Consider the following 16,174-nt stretch of genomic DNA (forward strand, 5'->3'; position numbering starts at 1 on the left):
GCGGCCGCCTGACGGGGTGCGGGCTAGTTCAGACGCGGCCGGCGCGACGGCGTCGCTGTCGCGCCCGTGCCGGGATCGCGGTTGTCGTTGCAGGGCAGCGCCCGCCACATCCCCACCACGACCTCGTCTTCCGTCGAAAGTGGCCCGAGCGGCACGACGAAATCTCCGAAGAGCGTCATCAGGATGTCCTCTGCCGGGCAGCGTCCCCTTGGCCCGAACGGGTCGTAGGCCCGGCGCGCGCAGGGCGGATCGCGCAGGATACGCACCAGCCCGTCGGCAGTGCGTAGAAGCCGCCAATCCGGAGCGAGCCTTTCCTGTCCGACGACCACCGTCACGATCCGTGCGCCTTTTCCCGGTCATTCCCAACCTGAACGATAGCCGCCCGTTGCGGCGAAAGGATGATCGGATCGCGCCCGTCCGGGGGCGTTTCCGGGCACGCGCCCGCGCGATGGGTGCCCTTGCGTCACGGCATCGCCGCATTCCGGAGCGGGATGAAGAATCGCGACCATATCCGTCGCAAACCGGCACGACCGGGCCGCGCGCGGCGTTTCTTCTGGCCCGGACACCGGCAGGAGGGACCCATGGCCTCGAGCATGCCCAGACCCAGCGAGACCCTCGCGCCCGAGCGCCGCCGCCGCGGCGGCGGGCGCGCGGGCAACGCTGCACGACGCGGCACCGCCGTGATCGAGCAGATGCCCTGGCGGCTGCCCGTGAACATCGACCGCCCCACGGAACCGCTGAGCGAGGACGGCGTTCAGGCCATTCATGACGGCGCCATGCGCATCCTCGAGGAGATCGGGATCACCTTCCTCAATCCCGAGGCGGTGGACATTCTCGCCCGGGCGGGCTGCACGGTGAACGGCCAGAACGTGCGCATGGGCCGCGACATGGTGATGGAGATGGTGGCGAGAGCGCCCCGCCAGTGGGACATCACGCCGCGCAACCCCGAGCGGCGCATCACCATGGGCGGCAAGCACATCCTCTTCGGCAACGTCTCCTCGCCGCCGAACTACTGGGACATGGAGATAGGCCGGAAGGTGCCCGGCACCCGCGAGCAATGCGCCAACCTGCTGAAGCTCACGCAGTACTTCAACTGCATCCACTTCGCCGGCGGCTATCCCGTCGAACCGGTGGACCTGCACGCGTCGGTGCGCCACCTCGACGTGCTCTTCGACAAGCTCACGCTCACCGACAAGGCGATGCATGCGTATGCGCTGGGCGCCGAGCGGGTGGACGACGTGATGGAGATGGTGCGCATCGCCGGCGGTCACTCGCACGAGGCGTTCGAGTCCGGGCCGAAGATGTACACCAACATCAACTCGACCTCGCCCCTGAAGCATGACCACCCGATGATGGATGGCTGGATGCGCCTTGCCCGGCGCAATCAGGGCCTCGTGGTCACGCCCTTCACGCTGGCTGGCGCGATGGCGCCGGTGACCATGGCGGGGGCAGTGTCGCTGAGCCTCGCCGAGGCGCTTTCGGCCGTGGTTCTGGCGCAGGTCATCCGCCCCGGCGCCTGCGTGGCGATCGGCACCTTCACCTCGAACGTGGACATGAAGTCGGGCGCGCCCGCCTTCGGCACGCCGGAATACATGAGGGCCACCCAGATGACCGGCCAGCTCGCGCGGTTCTACGGCCTGCCGATGCGCGCCTCGGGCGTCTGCGCGGCCAACGTGCCCGACGGGCAGGCGATGTGGGAGACCTCCAACAGCCTGTGGTCGGCGGTGCAGTCGGGGGCCAACATGGTCTACCACGCCGCGGGCTGGCTCGAGGGCGGGCTGATCGCGAGCCCCGAGAAATTCGTGATGGACTGCGAGATCCTGCAGATGATCCAGCGCTACATGGAGCCCGAGATCTGCGCCACAGGACCCGAAGAGATCGCCTTCGACGCCGTGGCGGAGGTGGGCGACCAGGGCCATTTCTTCGGTATCCAGCACACGCAGGAACGCTATACCACGGCCTTCTACCAGCCCTTCGTCTCGGACTGGAAGAATTACGAGGCGTGGGAAGCCGCGGGCGCAGTCTGGACCGCCGAGCGCGCGCACCGCGTCTTCAAGGAGATCATCGGCAGCTTCGAGGCCCCGCCGATGGACGCGGCGGTGCGCGAGGAGCTCGAGGCCTTCGTCAGCCTCCGCAAGGCCGAGGGCGGCGCGCCCACCGATTTCTGACCCGGCGGCGGCGCGCGGCCGCCGGGCTTGACACCACCGCGGGGGCGGGGCGGAGTGGCGGCCATGACCGTGCACCCCAGCGATCTCGGCCCGGAAGACCTTGGCGCGCTCGCCGACTGGCGCCGCGCCCTTCACCGCCGACCGGAACTGTCGGGCGCGGAGGCGGAGACCGCCGCGGCCGTGGCCCGGATGCTCGCCGCGCAGGGGCCCGACCGGATATGGACGGGGCTCGGCGGGCACGGCGTGGCCGCGACGTGGGCTGGGGCGGCGCCGGGCCCCGCGATTCTGGTCCGCGCGGAACTCGACGCGCTGCCGATCGCCGAGGAAAGCAGCGTGCCGCATGTCTCGGAATTCTCGGGGCGGGCTCATCTCTGCGGCCATGACGGGCACATGGCGATCCTCGCCGGGCTGGCGCGGCGTCTCGGCCGGGTCCGTCCCGCGAGCGGCCGCGCGATCCTTCTCTTTCAGCCCGCCGAGGAGACGGGCGCGGGGGCGGCGGCCGTGCTCGCCGATCCGCGCTTCGCCGAGATCGCGCCGGACATGGCGGTGGCGCTTCACAACCTGCCGGGCCTGCCGCGCGGCGCGGTCCGGGTGGCGCCCGGCCCGGCCTGCTGCGCGTCGCGGGGGATGCGGATCAGGCTGCGCGGCCGCGAGGCCCACGCCTCCAGCCCCGAGACCGGCCTGTCACCCGCCCCGGCCCTGTCGCGCCTGCTGCAAGAACTGCCCGCGCTTTGCGCCGGGGCAGGCCCCGCGGACCCGGGCTTTCGCATGGTCACGCTCACCCATGCGCGGATGGGCGCGCCCGCCTTCGGCATCTCCCCCGGGCGGGCCGAGCTTTTCGCCACGCTTCGCACCCGGGATGACGACGCGATGCAAACGCTCGTGGACGAGGCCCGGGCGCTGGCCGAGGCGGCGGCCGCGGGGCACGGCCTCGTCCTCGATGTCGGGTGGGAGGATGTCTTCGCCGCCTGCGTGAACGCGCGGGAACCGGCCCGGGCCCTCGCGCGCGGCGCGGCGGCCGCAGGCCTCTCGGTTTCGGACGACGGGCTGCCCATGCGGTTTTCCGAGGATTTCGGCCGGTTCGGCGCGGCGGCGCCCGGCGCGCTTCTGCTGCTGGGCGCCGGGGCAGACCAGCCGCCGCTTCACGACGCGGGCTACGATTTCCCCGACGCGCTCATCGCCGAGGGCGTGGCCCTGTTCTCGGAGGTCCTCGACGATCTGCTGGGGCGTGCCGATGGCGGCTGACCGGCGCCTCCGGCGCGTCGCGCTCGCGGGCCTCGGGGGCGCGGCGGGCGTCGCGGGGTGGCTTCTGCTCGACGTCTTCCGCGACGCCTTCGCCGAACCCCGGCTGCACCTCGTGTCGGTCATCGCCGCGGCGGGCTGGTTCGGGCTCACGCTGCTCTTCACCGGCCCGCTGGGATTTCGGCGCGCCGCGGCGGGGGCGGCGGCGCTCGCGGTCCCGGCCGCGGCGCTCATGTGGTGGGCGGCGCTGGGTTTCGTCTCCGTCCCGCAAACCCTGCGGGCGGGCCATCCGCTCGTCGCGCTCGGCCTTTACGGCGGCTTCGGAGCGCCGGTCGCGCTGGCCGGGCTCGCGGCGCCAGGCGGCTGGCGCGATCCCGCGGCGGTCTTCGACGCGGTCTGGTCGATCGCGATGCGGACGGCGGCCGCGGCGGTGTTCCTCGGGCTGGCCTGGGCGGTGATCGGCCTGTCCGACGCGCTTCTGGGTCTCGTGGGCGTCGATGCGATCGACCGGATCCTCGAGATCGACCCGGTGCCGTGGATTTTCAGCGGCGCGGCGATCGGGCTCGGCCTTGCCGTCGCCGAGGACTACGCGGCGCTTCTGTCGCCCGTGCTTGTCTTGCGCCTTCTGCGGCTTCTCGTCCCGGCGCTTCTTCCGGTGGTGGCGGTTTTCGTGCTCGCCCTGCCGCTGCGGGGGCTCGGGATGCTTCTGGGCGGCCTGTCGCCCGCCCCGGTGCTGATGTCGATGGCGGCGGCGGGCCTGGTCCTCGTCGCGGGGGCGGTGGATCGCGGCCCGCAGGATGAGGTGCGGGGCGCCGCGATGCGGGGCGCCACGCGGATGCTGGCGCTGCTGCTGCCGATCCTGGCCGGCGCCGCGGCGCTGTCGATCGCGCAGCGGGTCGGGTCCTATGGCTGGACCCCGCCGCGCGTGACCGCGGCGTTCGGGGCGGGGCTGCTTTTGGCCTGGACGCTCGCCTTCGCGCTTGCCGCATTGCCCGGCGGCGACTGGCCGGTACGGCTTCGGCGCGCAGCCGTCGTGCTGATGCCCGCAAGCGCGGTGATCGGCGCGCTCTGGCTGACCCCGCTTGTCGCGCCCGAGCGGTGGTCGGCGCAAAGCCAGCTCGTCCGGTACCAGCAAGCGCGCCTGCCGCTCGACGAGGTGCCGCTGTGGGAGATGGCGCATGAGTGGGGAAAACCCGGCGCGCGGGCGGTCGCGCACCTGTCCGCGCTTGCGGAGGAGCGCGACGGTGCGGCGCTCCGGACAAGGCTTGCCGCGCTAGAGGAGGCGGAGGGACCGCGCGGCTTCGCGAGAACGATCGAACGCGCCGAGGCGGAGGCGCTCGCCGCGGCGCTGGCGGGCGTGATGCCGGTGCTTGGCGACGCCGAGCTTCCCCAAGGCGCGCTCGCGGCGCTTCCGTCCGCGGTGCTGCGCGACTGGCAGGACGCCTGCGCCCGGCGCGACGCCGAGGGCCGGCCGGGCTGCGCGCTGCTGGCCGCGCGGCTGCGCGCGGGCGAGGGGCCCGCGCAGGTGCTCGCCTTCCTTCGCAGCGCGGACGGCCCTGTGGAGGTGCGCGCCTACGACCTTCACGACGGCGGGTTGCGGCCTGCCGGTGCGGCGCGGGATCTTGCCGCCGGCACACCCGCCATTCTTCCCGCCGATGCGCTGGAAGCCCTTCGGGAGGGCCGTTTCGAGCTCGTGCCCAGCGGTGCGCGCGCCCTGTCGATCGGCGGCCGACGCCTCGTTCCGGACAATTGAACGCGTTCGGGAAATCTTAAGCCGCGAGCGGCATCCTCGCCGCGGTTTCACCGGCGCGGGACGCGGAATGCATGGTCTGATCAACCGGGCGATACAATCGTTCATCATCGACACCTATGGCGCATCGCGGTGGGACGGGATCGCGCACCGCGCCGGGCTGGAAATGGCCGGGTTCGAGGCGATGCTGAGCTACGATCCGGCGCTCGCGCCGCGCATTCTCTCCGCGGCGGAGGATGTGCTGGACAAGCCGCGCGAGGCGCTGCTCGAGGATCTGGGAACCTACCTCGTCTCCCACCGCAACACCGAGGCGCTGCGCCGGCTGATGCGCTTCGGCGGCGACAGCTTTCTCGACTTCCTCCATTCGCTGGACGATCTGCCCGAGCGGGCGCGCCTCGCCGTGGCCGACCTCGACCTGCCCGAACTCGAACTGGCCGAGCGGGGATCCGGCCGGTTCCGCCTGTCCTGCCGCGGCGGGCCTGCGGGCGTCGGGCATGTTTTCGTCGGGCTTCTGCGCGCCATGGCGGACGACTACGGCGCGCTCGCCTACCTCGAACTCGCCCTCGCATCCGACGAGGAGGACATCATCGACATCACGCTTTACGAATCCTCCTTCGCCGAGGGGCGGCGCTTCGACCTCGGCGCGCAAGCGCTCTGAAACGGATGCGGTTTCCGGACGGGATACTGGATGCGCTCTGCCCGATGCACGCGCGGCTCGACCCCGGGGGGCGCGTCGCGCATGCCGGCCCGACCCTCGCGAAGCTCTTTCCCGACGCGCCGCTGGCCGGCCGGCGCTTTCTCGACCTCTTCGAGGTGACCCGCCCGCGCGCCATGCAGGACATGGACGAACTCATGGCCATGGCCTCCACGAAGCTGCACCTGCGGCGCTGCGCGGCGCCGCACACCAAGCTGAAAGGCGTGCTGGTGGCCCTGCCGGCCGGCGATGGCGCCGTCGTCAACCTGTCCTTCGGGATCTCGATCCTCGACGGGGTGCGGGATTTCTCGCTGACCAGCGCCGATTTCGCGGGCACCGATCTCGCGGTGGAGATGCTCTACCTGATCGAGGCGAAATCCGCGGCGATGGAGGCGTCGCGCAGGCTGAACCTGCGCCTTCAGGCCGCGCGCATCTCGGCCGAGGAACAGGCTTTCACCGACACCCTGACCGGCCTGAAGAACCGCCGCGCGCTGGAGCATGTGCTGGAACGCTTGGCCGCGGGCGGGGTGCGTTTCGCGCTCACGCAGATCGACCTCGATCATTTCAAGGACGTCAACGACACGCTGGGCCACCCGGCGGGGGACCAGGTGCTTCAGGTCGTGGCGCGTGTCCTGGTGGAAGAGACGCGCGCCCGCGATACGGTCGCGCGCATCGGCGGCGACGAGTTCGTGCTCGTGCTCGAGGCTCCGAAGGACCGCGCCGCCGTCGCAGGTGTCGCACGGCGCATCATCGATCGCCTCGCAAGGCCCATCGTCGTGGACGGCCGCGCGGCGCATATCGCGGCCAGTGCGGGCTCTGTCATGTCCGGGGACTATCCCCGGCCGGAGCCTGCCCGGATGCTCGCCGACGCCGATGCCGCGCTTTACGCCGCGAAGAACGCAGGGCGCGGCCGGCATCGTTTCGGCGCACCACGGGAGGCCGACAGCGGCTGACCCCGGGCCGCGGGCACCCCGAATGCCGGGCGCGGCCCGCCCCGTCGCCGGCAAGCGCCCCGCGGCGCCTGCGAAGGCTTGGTCCCGTGGCGGGCCGGCCGTCTTTCGTGACCGCGCAGCACACGCGGCAATTCCGCTGCGCCGGTGCGCGCCGGCAGGCGTGGCGCCCGCGCCCCTGCGCCCGGCGGCGACACGCGTCCTGGCGGCGTGCCGCCTTCTAGCCACCCTCCAAGGCCCGGCGGGGCCCGGGTCAAGGCGGCGGTGGTCGATCAGGCGGCGGCATCGGCCCGCTCGATGCCGGGGCGATACACGAGATGGTGGCGGCGGCCTGCGAAGTGTTGCAGGAAAAGGGGCGTGGCGCGCGATGCGCCGTTCAGGGCCGCGCGTCGCACGCGCCGGGCGGGCCGAGAGGGGGGCGATTCATGGCACGGTTCAAGGCGGCGGTATTCGACTGGGCGGGCACCACGATCGATTTCGGGTCCTTCGCGCCGATGGCCGTTTTCGTCGAGGCGTTCCGCCGCTTCGGGATCGAGGCGAGCGTGGCACAGGCCCGCGCACCCATGGGCGCGGCGAAGCGGGACCATGTCCGGGCCATGCTGGAGATGCCCGGGATCGCCGATCAGTGGCAGGCGCGCTTCGGCCACGCGCCGCGGGCGGCGGACGTCGACAGCGTCTACGAGGTCTTCGTGCCGATGAACGAGGAGGTCGTCGCGGATTACGCCACCCTCGTGCCCGGCACCGTCGAGACCGTCGAAAACCTGCGGGCGCGCGGCATGAAGATTGGCTCCACCACGGGCTACACCCGCTCGATCATGGAGCGGGTGCTGCCGAAGGCGGCCGAACAGGGCTACGCCCCCGACAATCTCGTCTGCGCCGACGACCTGCCCGAGGGGCGGCCCGGCCCGCTCTGCATGTACCAGTGCTTCATCGACCTCGTCGTCTACCCGCCCGCGTCCGTGATCAAGGTGGACGACACCGCGCCCGGCATCGCCGAAGGCGTGGCGGCGGGCTGCGTCACCGTGGGCGTGGCGCTTTCGGGCAACGCGGTCGGGTGCACGCCCGGGGAACTCGCCGCGATGCACGCGCACGAGGTGGAGCGGCTGCGCGCGGGCGCCACGGTAATGCTGAAGGAGGCGGGCGCCGATCACGTCATCGACACGGTGGCGGACCTGCCCGCGCTTCTCGACCGGCTGGAGGTGGCGTGATGCGGCCCAACATCCTTTTCATCACCGCCGACCAGTGGCGCGGCGACACGCTGGGCGCGCTCGGTCATGTCGTGCGGACCCCCGCGCTCGACCGGCTGGCGGAGGAGGCCACGCTCTTCGCGCGGCATTACGCCACCTGCGCGCCCTGCTCGCCGGCGCGCGCGTCGCTCTATACCGGGCTCTACCAGATGAACCACCGGGTGGTGTGGAACGGCGCGGGGCTCGACGCGCGTTTCGACAACCTCGCGCTCGCCGCCCGGCGCGCGGGCTACCTGCCCACCCTCTTCGGCTACACCGACACCGCGCCCGATCCCCGCCACCTCGCGCCGGCCGACCCCGCGCTTGCCACGTTCGAAGGCGTGCTGCCGGGGTTCCGGGTACGGCTCAACCTCGACGATGCGGAGCGGCCCTGGGTGAGCTGGCTCGGCGCGCGGGGCCATGACATCTCTGACCCGGGCGCGATGCACCGGGTGCCACCCGAGGAGGGCGCGCGCATCTCGCGCCGTCCGCCGGTCTATTCGAGCGAGGAGACCCAGACGGCCTTCCTCGCCGACGCCTTCCTTCAGTGGCGGGCCGAGCAGCCCATCGACCGGCCTTGGTTCGCACATCTGAGCTTCCTGCGCCCGCACCCGCCCTTCGCCGTGCCCGAGCCCTATGCCTCTATGTATGGCGAGGAGGAGGGGCCGGAATTCGCGCGTCACGCCGACCCGGACGCGGAGGCCGCGCAGCATCCCTTCGTGGCGGCGATACAAGGCTACCAGCAGCTTTCGGATTTCGTGGGAGGCGGCGCGGGACGGGCACGGGACCTCACGCCGCGGGATTTCGCGCGGCTCCGCGCGCTCTACCACGGTCTCGTCTCGGAAGTGGACGCGCAGCTCGGCCGGATCTTCGAGGCGCTTCGCGCGGCGGGGCAGTGGGAGGAGACGGTGATCGTCTTCACCTCCGACCACGGCGAGATGATGGGCGACCACTGGATGCTGGGAAAGGGCGACTTCTTCCCGCAAAGCTATCACATCCCGCTGATGATCCGCGTACCGGGGCGCGGCGCGGGGCGCATCGAGGCGTTCACCTCGGCCGCGGACATCTTTCCGACCCTTGCCGAGCTGATGGGTGTCGCACCGTCACACGCGCCCGACGGGGCCTCGCTGACGCCCTTTCTCGACGGGCAGGCGCCCCGCCGCTGGCGCGCGGCCGCGCTCTGGGAGTTCGATTTCCGCCTGCTTCTGGGCGAGGACGCGGCGCGCTTCGGTCTCGCCCCGGAGGATTGCGTGCTCCAATGCCGGATGGACGGGCGGCACCTCTACATGGCAAGCCCCGGCCTGCCGCCTGCGCTCTACGATCTGGACGAGGATCCCGACTGCCTGGTGAACCGCGCGGCGGACCCGGCATGCGCGCCCGCGCGGCTTTCCCAGGCCGAGGCGCTTCTGGCCGATCGCGCGCGGCTCATGGACCGCACGCTCGCGAACCGCGCCGTCTGGGACTTCTACGCCGGCTGATCCGCGCCCGAGGCGGCCATCGCCGCGGCGACGGCCCGTTTCCACGCCGCGTATCTCGCCGCCCGGGTCTTGTCGCCCATGGTGGGCGCGAAGCGGCGGTCGCGCGCCCAGGCCGCCATCGCCTCTTCTGGGCCGGGATAAAGCCCGGCCCGGTGGCCGGCGAGCCAGGCCGCCCCGAGGGCCGTCGTCTCGAGGACCTCGGCGCGATCCACCGGCGCGCCGGTGATGTCGGCCAGGAACTGCATCGTCCAGTCGCTCGCGCTCATGCCGCCGTCGACCCGCAGCACCGCCTCCCCGGCCTCGGGCCAGTCGGCCTGCATCGCCTCCAGGAGGTCGCGGGTCTGGAAGCCCACGCTTTCCAGCGCCGCGCGGGCAAGTTCCGCCGGGCCGGAGTTCCGCGTGAGCCCGAAGATCGCGCCCCGGCAGTCCGGCGCCCAGTAGGGCGCGCCGAGCCCGGTGAAGGCCGGGACGAGCACGACCCCGCTCTCGGGGTCCGCCGCCTCGGCCAGGGGCTGCGTCTCCTCGGCGCGGCGCACGAGTCCCAGCCCGTCGCGGAGCCATTGCACCACCGCGCCCGCTATGAAGATCGAGCCCTCGAGCGCGTAGGTCGTCCGCCCGTTCAGCCGCGCCGCGACGGTCGTCAGCAGCCGGTTGCGCGACGCCACCGGCGTCTCGCCCGTGTTGAGAAGCGCGAAGCAGCCCGTCCCGTAGGTGGATTTCACCATGCCGGGCGCGAAACAGGCCTGCCCCATGGCCGCCGCCTGCTGGTCGCCCGCCACGCCGAGGATCGGGATCGGCCGCCCGAAAAGGTCCGCCCGGGTCTCTCCGAAATTGTCCGCGCAGTCGCGGACCTCGGGCAGAACGGCCTCGGGGATGTCGAAGAGCGCGCAGAGCTCCGCGGACCATTCGCCCGCGTGGATGTCGTAGAGCATGGTGCGCGCGGCGTTGGTGGCGTCGGTCGCGTGGACCTTGCCGCCGGTGAGGTTCCAGAGAAGCCAGCTGTCCACCGTGCCGAAGGCCAGCTCGCCGCGCGCGGCCCGCGCCCGCGCGCCTTCCACGTTGTCGAGAAGCCAGGCGAGCTTCGTGGCCGAGAAATAGGGATCGAGCAGAAGTCCCGTCCGCGCGGTGACGGCGGCCTCGTGGCCCGCCGCGGCAAGCGCGCGGCAGGCGGGCGCGGTCCGCCGGTCCTGCCAGACGATGGCGGGGTAAAGCGGCTTGCCGCTGGCGCGGTCCCACAAAAGCGTGGTCTCGCGCTGGTTCGTCAGCCCGAGCGCGGCGATGTCGCCGGCGTGCAGTCCGGCCTGCTCGATCGCGGCGCGCGCCGTGGCCGCGGCGGTCGACCACAGGTCGAGGGGGTCATGCTCAACCCAGCCCGGGGCGGGGTAGCTTTGTGGAAACTCCTGGCTCGCCTGGGCGACGGGGCGGCGGGCTTCGTCGAAGACCACGGCGCGTGTGGAGGTGGTGCCCTGGTCGATGGCGAGAACGTGGCGCATGGGTCCCTACTCCGCGGCCGCGGCCGCCCCACGGGCCGCGCGCATCCAGTCGTCGAGCGCCGCGATCTGGTCGGGCGAGAGCCGCAGGCCCAGTTTGGAGCGCCGCCAGACCACATCCTCCGCCGTCATGGCGAATTCGCGGGCCATGAGCCAGGCGACCTCCGCCTCCGTGAGCGTGGCGCCGAAGGACCGGCCGAGGTCCTCGGCGCACCGCGCGGTGCCGAGGATCGTCTCGGCGTCGGTGCCGTAGGCGCGGAAAAGCCGCCGCGCCCCGTCGTCCGCAAGGAATGGATACGCGGCGCGCAGCGCGGCGATCCGCGCCTCGACCTCGTCGAGCGGAAGATCGCCGCCGGGCAGCGGCGCGCCCGCCGTCCAGGGACGGCCCATCGCAGGCAGGTCGGGCGCGAGCCGCGCCAGCGCCGCCTCGGCGAGACGCCGGTAGGTGGTGATCTTGCCGCCGAACACGCTGAGCAGCGGCGCGCCGACGGCCGTGTCGAGATCGAGAACGTAGTCGCGCGTCGCCGCGGTGTCCGAGGCCGCGCCGTCGTCGTAAAGCGGCCGGACGCCCGCGAAGCGCCAGACGATGTCGTCCCGCGACACCGGCGCGCGGAACCAGCGGTTCACGAAGGCCAGAAGGTAGTCGGCCTCCGCCTCGGTGCAGACCGGGGCGGTATCGGCGTCGGGGTGCGGCGCGTCGGTGGTGCCGATCAGGGTGAAGTCGCGCTCGTAGGGCAGGGCGAAGACGATGCGCCCGTCCTCGCCCTGCAGGAAGTAGGCCCTGTCGTGGTCGAAGAGGCGGCGGGTGACGATGTGGCTGCCGCGCACGAGGCGCACGCGCGCCGCGGCGTTGCGCCCGATCGCGCCCGACAGCACCTCCGCCGCCCAGGGCCCGGCGGCGTTGACGAGGGCGCGGGCGTGAACCTCGCGCGCCGCGCCGGTCCGCGTGCAGCGCAGGCGGACCCGCCAGAAACCGTCCACGGCCCGTGCCTCCACGACTTCCTGCCGGGGCCAGATGCGGGCGCCGAGGCGCACGGCGTCGCGCGCGTTGAGCGCGACGAGACGGCTATCCTCCACCCAGACGTCGGAATACTCGAAGGCGCGGCCCAGGCCGGGCCGCAGCCCCGCGCCCGCCGGATCGCGCGCAAGGTCGAGCGCACGGCTCGCCGGCAGCACCTTCCGCCCGCCCATCGCATCGTAAAGCAGAAGCCCGGCGCGGATCATCGCGGCCGGCCGCCGCCCCCGCGCCCAGGGCATGAGGCGGCCGAGCCAGCGCCCCGCGGGCGTGTCCGCGCCGACGCGCAGCGACGGGTCCACCGGCAGGACGAAGCGCATGGGCCAGGCGATATGCGGCATGGCGGCGAGCAGGATCTCGCGCTCGGCCAGCGCCTCGCGCACGAGGCGGAACTCGAAATATTCCAGGTAGCGCAGCCCGCCGTGAAAGAGCTTCGTCGAGGCCGAGGAGGTCGCGCCGCCGATGTCGCCCTTCTCTGCGAGCCCGACCGACAGACCCCGCCCGGCCGCATCCCGCGCGATCCCGCACCCGTTCACGCCCCCGCCCACGACAAAGAGATCGAGAACGTGGTCGTCGGACGTCATGGGCGGCATCGGAAACCTCGCTGCGGGCGCGTGAAAGCTGAACCACGAAGCATGCGCGCGGGTCAATGGGCGTCGGCGCTAGGGAGCGGGGATGAAGGCGCTGGCAGCCCGTAGGGGAATCGAACCCCTCTTTCCAGGTTGAAAACCTGGCGTCCTAACCGATAGACGAACGGGCCTTGGCCAAGCGTGACGGGTGAATAGGAAAACCGGCGCGGGCTTGCAAGGGGAAAATGTGCCGTTCCGGCCTGCGCGGGGCTTGCCCTCGGGGCGCGGCTCAGGCGCCCGCGAAGGCGGCATCCTCGAGGCGAAGCTGCACCGTCGACCGGCCGCGCCAGTGGTTCATTTCCAGCCGCCCCGCGACATGCACGCGGGCGCCGCCATGGGCTTCGAGGCGGGGCCCGAGATCGCCCTCGAAGGCGCCGAAGGCGATGGCGTCGATCGTGCCGCCCATGCCGTCGGACAGCGAAAGCTTCAGATGCGTCTCGCCCACGCGCTTCGCGTGGCGGATGGCGAGGTCGGGAAAGGCGAATCGCGGCGCCGCCGCCCCGGCGCCGAAGGGGCCTGCCGCCTCGAGCGCCTCCACGAGTTCGGGCGTCGCCGCGCCGGGCATGAGCGTGCCGTCCAGCCTGAGCGCCCGCGGGCCCGCCGCGCCCGCGCCCTGCCGCGCGAGAAGTTCGGCGAGCCGTGCCATGGCGGGCTCGAGGTGCTCCGGCGCCACCGTGAGGCCGGCCGCCATGCGATGCCCGCCGCCCTTGAGGAGAAGCCCCTCGGCGGCGAGCCTCTGCACCGCCGCGCCGAGATCGACGCCCGCGACGGACCGGCCGGAGCCCTTGCCCTCGCCGCCCTCGAGCCCGATCACCACCGCGGGCCGGTTGGCGGCCTCCTTGAGGCGCGAGGCGACGATGCCGACCACGCCCGGGTGCCAGCCCTCGCCCGCCGCCCAGACGAGCGGCGCGTCGAGCCCGCGCGCCTCGGCCTGGGCCATCGCGGAGGCGCGCACCGACGCCTCGATCCCGCGCCGTTCCTCGTTGAGCGCCTCGAGCCTGCGGGCGAGCGCCTCGGCCTCGGCCGCGTCGCGGGTGGCCAGAAGCCGGGCGCCCAGGTCGGCCTGTCCCACGCGTCCGCCCGCGTTGATCCGGGGCCCCAGCACGAAGCCCAGCGCGTAAGGATCCGGCGCGCGGTCGAGCCGCGCCACGTCGGCGAGCGCGACCAGGCCCGGGCGTTCGCGCCAGCCCATCACCTTCAGCCCCTGGCGCACGAGCGCGCGGTTGACCCCGGTGAGCGGGGCAACGTCGGCGACGGTCGCGAGCGCCACGAGATCTAGAAGCGGCACGAGGTCCGGCCCCGTGCGCCCCGCTGCGCGCAGTTGCCGGCCCGCCTCTACCAGCATCAGGAAGACCACCCCGGCGGCGCAGAGATGCGCCAGGCGTCCGTCCTCGTCCTGGCGGTTCGGGTTCACCACGGCATGGGCCGGCGGCAGCGTCTCTCCGGCGAGGTGATGGTCGAGCACGACGACATCCGCGCCTTCGGCGGCGGCCACGGGGTCGTGGCTGAGGGTGCCGCAGTCCACGCAGACGATCAGGTCGTGCTCGGCCGCGAGCGCGCGCATGGCCGGGACGTTGGGCCCGTAGCCCTCGTCGATGCGGTCGGGGACGTAAAGCGTGGCGCCGCGCCCCACAGCGGCGAGCCAGTCGAGGAGCAGCGCCGCCGAAGCGCCGCCATCCACGTCGTAATCGGCGAAGATCGCGATCCGCTCGCCCCGGGTCGCGGCCGAGACGATGCGCGCCGCCGCGCGCTCCATGTCGCGCAGGCCCTTCGGGTCGGGCAGAAGCTCGCGAAGCTGGGGCGACAGGTAGCCCTCGGCCGCCTCGGGCGCGACGCCGGCGCGCGCCAGCGTCGCGCAGACGGCGGGCGCGAGATCGGTGCGCTGGGCGATGGCCTCGGCCTGCCGGAGCAGTTCGGCGTCCGGCCCCTCCCAGCGGCGACCGGTCAGCGAGAGATCGACGCCGAGATAGGCGCTCACCGGGGCGCCTCCAGCAGATCCGCGACGGACAGGGCCTGCGCGAATTCGCCATGCAGATGGGCGACCGCCGCATCGTGGACGGCCTGGGGCGGCATCGGTTCGCCGCCGCACCAGCTCATGTCCGCATTGGTCGCGAAGGCCGCGCAGGCATCATGAGCGAGCCGGACGGAGAAGCCGAGATTGGCGGCCATGCGCGCGGTCGTCGAGACGCAATGCGGCGTGGTCAGGCCGCAAAGCACGAGATCCCGCACGCCGAGCCCCCGCAAGCGGTCCTCGAGCGTCGTTCCGATGAAGGCCGCGTTCACGGATTTCTCGATGACGGTCTCTCCCTCGACCGGCGCGACCTGCGGCTTGAACCGCGTGCCCGCCCCGGCGAGGGGGTTGCCCGGATCGGTCGAGACGTGCCGGACATGCACGACCGGGTCGCGCCGCGCCCGCCACGCCGAAAGCAGGGCGGCCGCGCGCGCCTCGGCGTCCGGGTTGTTGCGCTCGCCCCAGCTCGCGGCGTCGAAGCCGGTCTGGATGTCGATCAGGATGAGGGCCGCCGCCGGCATGCCTCAGCGCAGGGGAGAGCGGTAGCTCACCCGGCGCACGGACCCGGTGCGGGACCGCATGAGCACCGTCTCGGTCTCGACCCAGCCGGGGCGGCGCCGGATCCCGGGCAGGAGCGAGCCGTCGGTGACGCCGGTGGCGGCGAAGATCACGTCCTCGCGCACCATGTCCCCCAGCGCGTAGACGCGGTTCAGGTCGGTGATGCCAGCGCGCGCGGCGCGCTCGCGCTCGTCGTCGTCGTGAAAGACGAGCCGCCCCAGGATCTGCCCGCCCATGCACCGAAGCGCGGCGGCGGCCAGCACCCCCTCGGGCGCGCCGCCGGTGCCCATGTACATGTCGATGCCGGTGATCTCCGCCTCGGCGCAGTGCATCACGCCCGCCACGTCCCCGTCGGTGATGAGCCGGATCGCCGCGCCCGTGGCCCGCACGTCGGCGATCATCCCGGCATGGCGCGGCCGTTCCAGGATGCAGACGGTGATGTCCGCGGTGGCGCAGCCGCGCGCGGCGGCGAGCGCGCGCACCCGCTCCGCCGGGGCCATGTCGAGCGTCACCACGCCTTCGGGATAGCCGGGCCCCACCGCGAGCTTCTCCATGTAGACGTCGGGCGCATGCAGCATCGAGCCGCGCGGCCCCATGGCGATGACGGTGAGCGCGCCGGGCATGTCCTTGGCGGTGAGCGTGGTGCCCTCGAGCGGATCGAGCGCGATGTCGACGGCGGGGCCGTTCCCGGTGCCGACCTCCTCGCCGATGAAGAGCATCGGCGCCTCGTCGCGCTCGCCCTCGCCGATGACCACCCGCCCCGCGATGTCGAGCCGGTTCAGCTGCTCGCGCATGGCGTTCACGGCGGCCTGGTCGGCGGCCTTCTCGTCGCCCCGTCCCACGAGGTCCGAGGCGGCGATGGCGGCCTGTTCGGCCACGCGCGCCAGCCCGAGCGAGAGCATGCGGTCGTTGAAATCTGCGGCGGTGGCCATCTGTCCTGTCCCTCGCGCTGGTTGACGCCTG

The 16,174-nt window shown here is 72.8% G+C and carries 13 protein-coding genes and 1 tRNA gene; 7 read left to right on the plus strand and 7 right to left on the minus strand.

Translation table 11 applies throughout. The features are described 5' to 3' along the window. Positions 1–23 precede the first annotated feature (23 nt). On the minus strand, positions 24–335 hold the full coding sequence (locus AB6A69_RS04240; protein WP_371059836.1) for a hypothetical protein: 312 nt from the start codon (positions 333–335) through the stop codon (positions 24–26). Between the two features lie 258 nt (positions 336–593). On the opposite strand from AB6A69_RS04240, the gene AB6A69_RS04245 reads away from it, so the two are divergent. From AB6A69_RS04245 to AB6A69_RS04275, 7 genes are all read left to right on the plus strand, one after another. Next, positions 594–2,168, plus strand: a complete 1,575-nt coding sequence (locus AB6A69_RS04245) for a trimethylamine methyltransferase family protein (RefSeq protein WP_371059837.1) — start codon at positions 594–596, stop codon at positions 2,166–2,168. Between the two features lie 63 nt (positions 2,169–2,231). Further along, complete coding sequence (locus tag AB6A69_RS04250; protein ID WP_371059838.1) at positions 2,232–3,413, plus strand: amidohydrolase; 1,182 nt, start codon at positions 2,232–2,234, stop codon at positions 3,411–3,413. Beyond that, positions 3,403–5,163, plus strand: coding sequence for a hypothetical protein (locus AB6A69_RS04255; protein WP_371059840.1), 1,761 nt, complete (start codon positions 3,403–3,405; stop codon positions 5,161–5,163). Before AB6A69_RS04250 ends, AB6A69_RS04255 begins: the two co-directional genes overlap by 11 nt. A 67-nt stretch (positions 5,164–5,230) precedes the next feature. Further along, positions 5,231–5,818: a heme NO-binding domain-containing protein gene (locus tag AB6A69_RS04260; protein WP_371036978.1), complete on the plus strand. Its 588-nt coding sequence runs from the start codon at positions 5,231–5,233 to the stop codon at positions 5,816–5,818. Positions 5,819–5,823: 5 nt separating this feature from the next. After that, positions 5,824–6,807, plus strand: coding sequence for a diguanylate cyclase domain-containing protein (locus AB6A69_RS04265; protein WP_371059842.1), 984 nt, complete (start codon positions 5,824–5,826; stop codon positions 6,805–6,807). A gap of 422 nt (positions 6,808–7,229) precedes the next feature. Next, on the plus strand, positions 7,230–8,012 hold the full coding sequence (gene phnX / locus AB6A69_RS04270; RefSeq protein WP_371059843.1) for a phosphonoacetaldehyde hydrolase: 783 nt from the start codon (positions 7,230–7,232) through the stop codon (positions 8,010–8,012). Further along, positions 8,012–9,508 carry a sulfatase-like hydrolase/transferase gene (locus tag AB6A69_RS04275; RefSeq protein WP_371059845.1) on the plus strand — a complete coding sequence of 499 codons (1,497 nt, stop codon included), beginning with the start codon at positions 8,012–8,014 and terminating at the stop codon, positions 9,506–9,508. Before phnX ends, AB6A69_RS04275 begins: the two co-directional genes overlap by 1 nt. Here AB6A69_RS04275 and glpK read toward each other — a convergent pair. The 6 genes from glpK to glpX all read right to left on the minus strand — a co-directional run bounded on the left by glpK (position 9,496) and on the right by glpX (position 16,143). Then, on the minus strand, positions 9,496–11,001 hold the full coding sequence (gene glpK / locus AB6A69_RS04280; protein ID WP_371059846.1) for a glycerol kinase GlpK: 1,506 nt from the start codon (positions 10,999–11,001) through the stop codon (positions 9,496–9,498). The genes AB6A69_RS04275 and glpK overlap by 13 nt on opposite strands. Before the next feature lie 6 nt (positions 11,002–11,007). After that, positions 11,008–12,606, minus strand: coding sequence for a glycerol-3-phosphate dehydrogenase (gene glpD, locus AB6A69_RS04285; protein WP_371059848.1), 1,599 nt, complete (start codon positions 12,604–12,606; stop codon positions 11,008–11,010). A gap of 92 nt (positions 12,607–12,698) precedes the next feature. Beyond that, a tRNA-Glu gene (locus AB6A69_RS04290) sits at positions 12,699–12,773 on the minus strand. A 98-nt stretch (positions 12,774–12,871) separates the two neighbouring features. After that, positions 12,872–14,620 (minus strand): single-stranded-DNA-specific exonuclease RecJ, encoded by a 1,749-nt coding sequence (recJ, locus tag AB6A69_RS04295; protein WP_371059849.1) that lies wholly within the window; start codon positions 14,618–14,620, stop codon positions 12,872–12,874. Next, the gene (locus AB6A69_RS04300; RefSeq protein ID WP_371059851.1) at positions 14,617–15,174 is read right to left on the minus strand and encodes a cysteine hydrolase family protein; all 558 of its coding nucleotides are present in this window, start codon (positions 15,172–15,174) and stop codon (positions 14,617–14,619) included. Before AB6A69_RS04300 ends, recJ begins: the two co-directional genes overlap by 4 nt. A 3-nt stretch (positions 15,175–15,177) precedes the next feature. After that, positions 15,178–16,143, minus strand: coding sequence for a class II fructose-bisphosphatase (gene glpX, locus AB6A69_RS04305; protein ID WP_371059853.1), 966 nt, complete (start codon positions 16,141–16,143; stop codon positions 15,178–15,180). Positions 16,144–16,174 lie beyond the last annotated feature (31 nt).

It is taken from the genome of Rhodosalinus sp. 5P4, assembly GCF_041365695.1.
Taxonomy (GTDB): Bacteria; Pseudomonadota; Alphaproteobacteria; order Rhodobacterales; family Rhodobacteraceae; genus Rhodosalinus.

Bases quoted from the DNA above. Each gene is read 5' to 3' on its own strand.
- AB6A69_RS04245 (WP_371059837.1), top strand. From the start codon at position 594: ATGCCCAGACCCAGCGAGACCCTCGCGCCCGAGCGCCGCCGCCGCGGC.
- AB6A69_RS04250 (WP_371059838.1), top strand. From the start codon at position 2,232: ATGACCGTGCACCCCAGCGATCTCGGCCCGGAAGACCTTGGCGCGCTC.
- AB6A69_RS04255 (WP_371059840.1), top strand. From the start codon at position 3,403: ATGGCGGCTGACCGGCGCCTCCGGCGCGTCGCGCTCGCGGGCCTCGGG.
- AB6A69_RS04260 (WP_371036978.1), top strand. From the start codon at position 5,231: ATGCATGGTCTGATCAACCGGGCGATACAATCGTTCATCATCGACACC.
- AB6A69_RS04265 (WP_371059842.1), top strand. From the start codon at position 5,824: ATGCGGTTTCCGGACGGGATACTGGATGCGCTCTGCCCGATGCACGCG.
- phnX (WP_371059843.1), top strand. From the start codon at position 7,230: ATGGCACGGTTCAAGGCGGCGGTATTCGACTGGGCGGGCACCACGATC.
- AB6A69_RS04275 (WP_371059845.1), top strand. From the start codon at position 8,012: ATGCGGCCCAACATCCTTTTCATCACCGCCGACCAGTGGCGCGGCGAC.
- glpK (WP_371059846.1), bottom strand. From the start codon at position 11,001: ATGCGCCACGTTCTCGCCATCGACCAGGGCACCACCTCCACACGCGCC.
- glpD (WP_371059848.1), bottom strand. From the start codon at position 12,606: ATGCCGCCCATGACGTCCGACGACCACGTTCTCGATCTCTTTGTCGTG.
- AB6A69_RS04300 (WP_371059851.1), bottom strand. From the start codon at position 15,174: ATGCCGGCGGCGGCCCTCATCCTGATCGACATCCAGACCGGCTTCGAC.
- glpX (WP_371059853.1), bottom strand. From the start codon at position 16,143: ATGGCCACCGCCGCAGATTTCAACGACCGCATGCTCTCGCTCGGGCTG.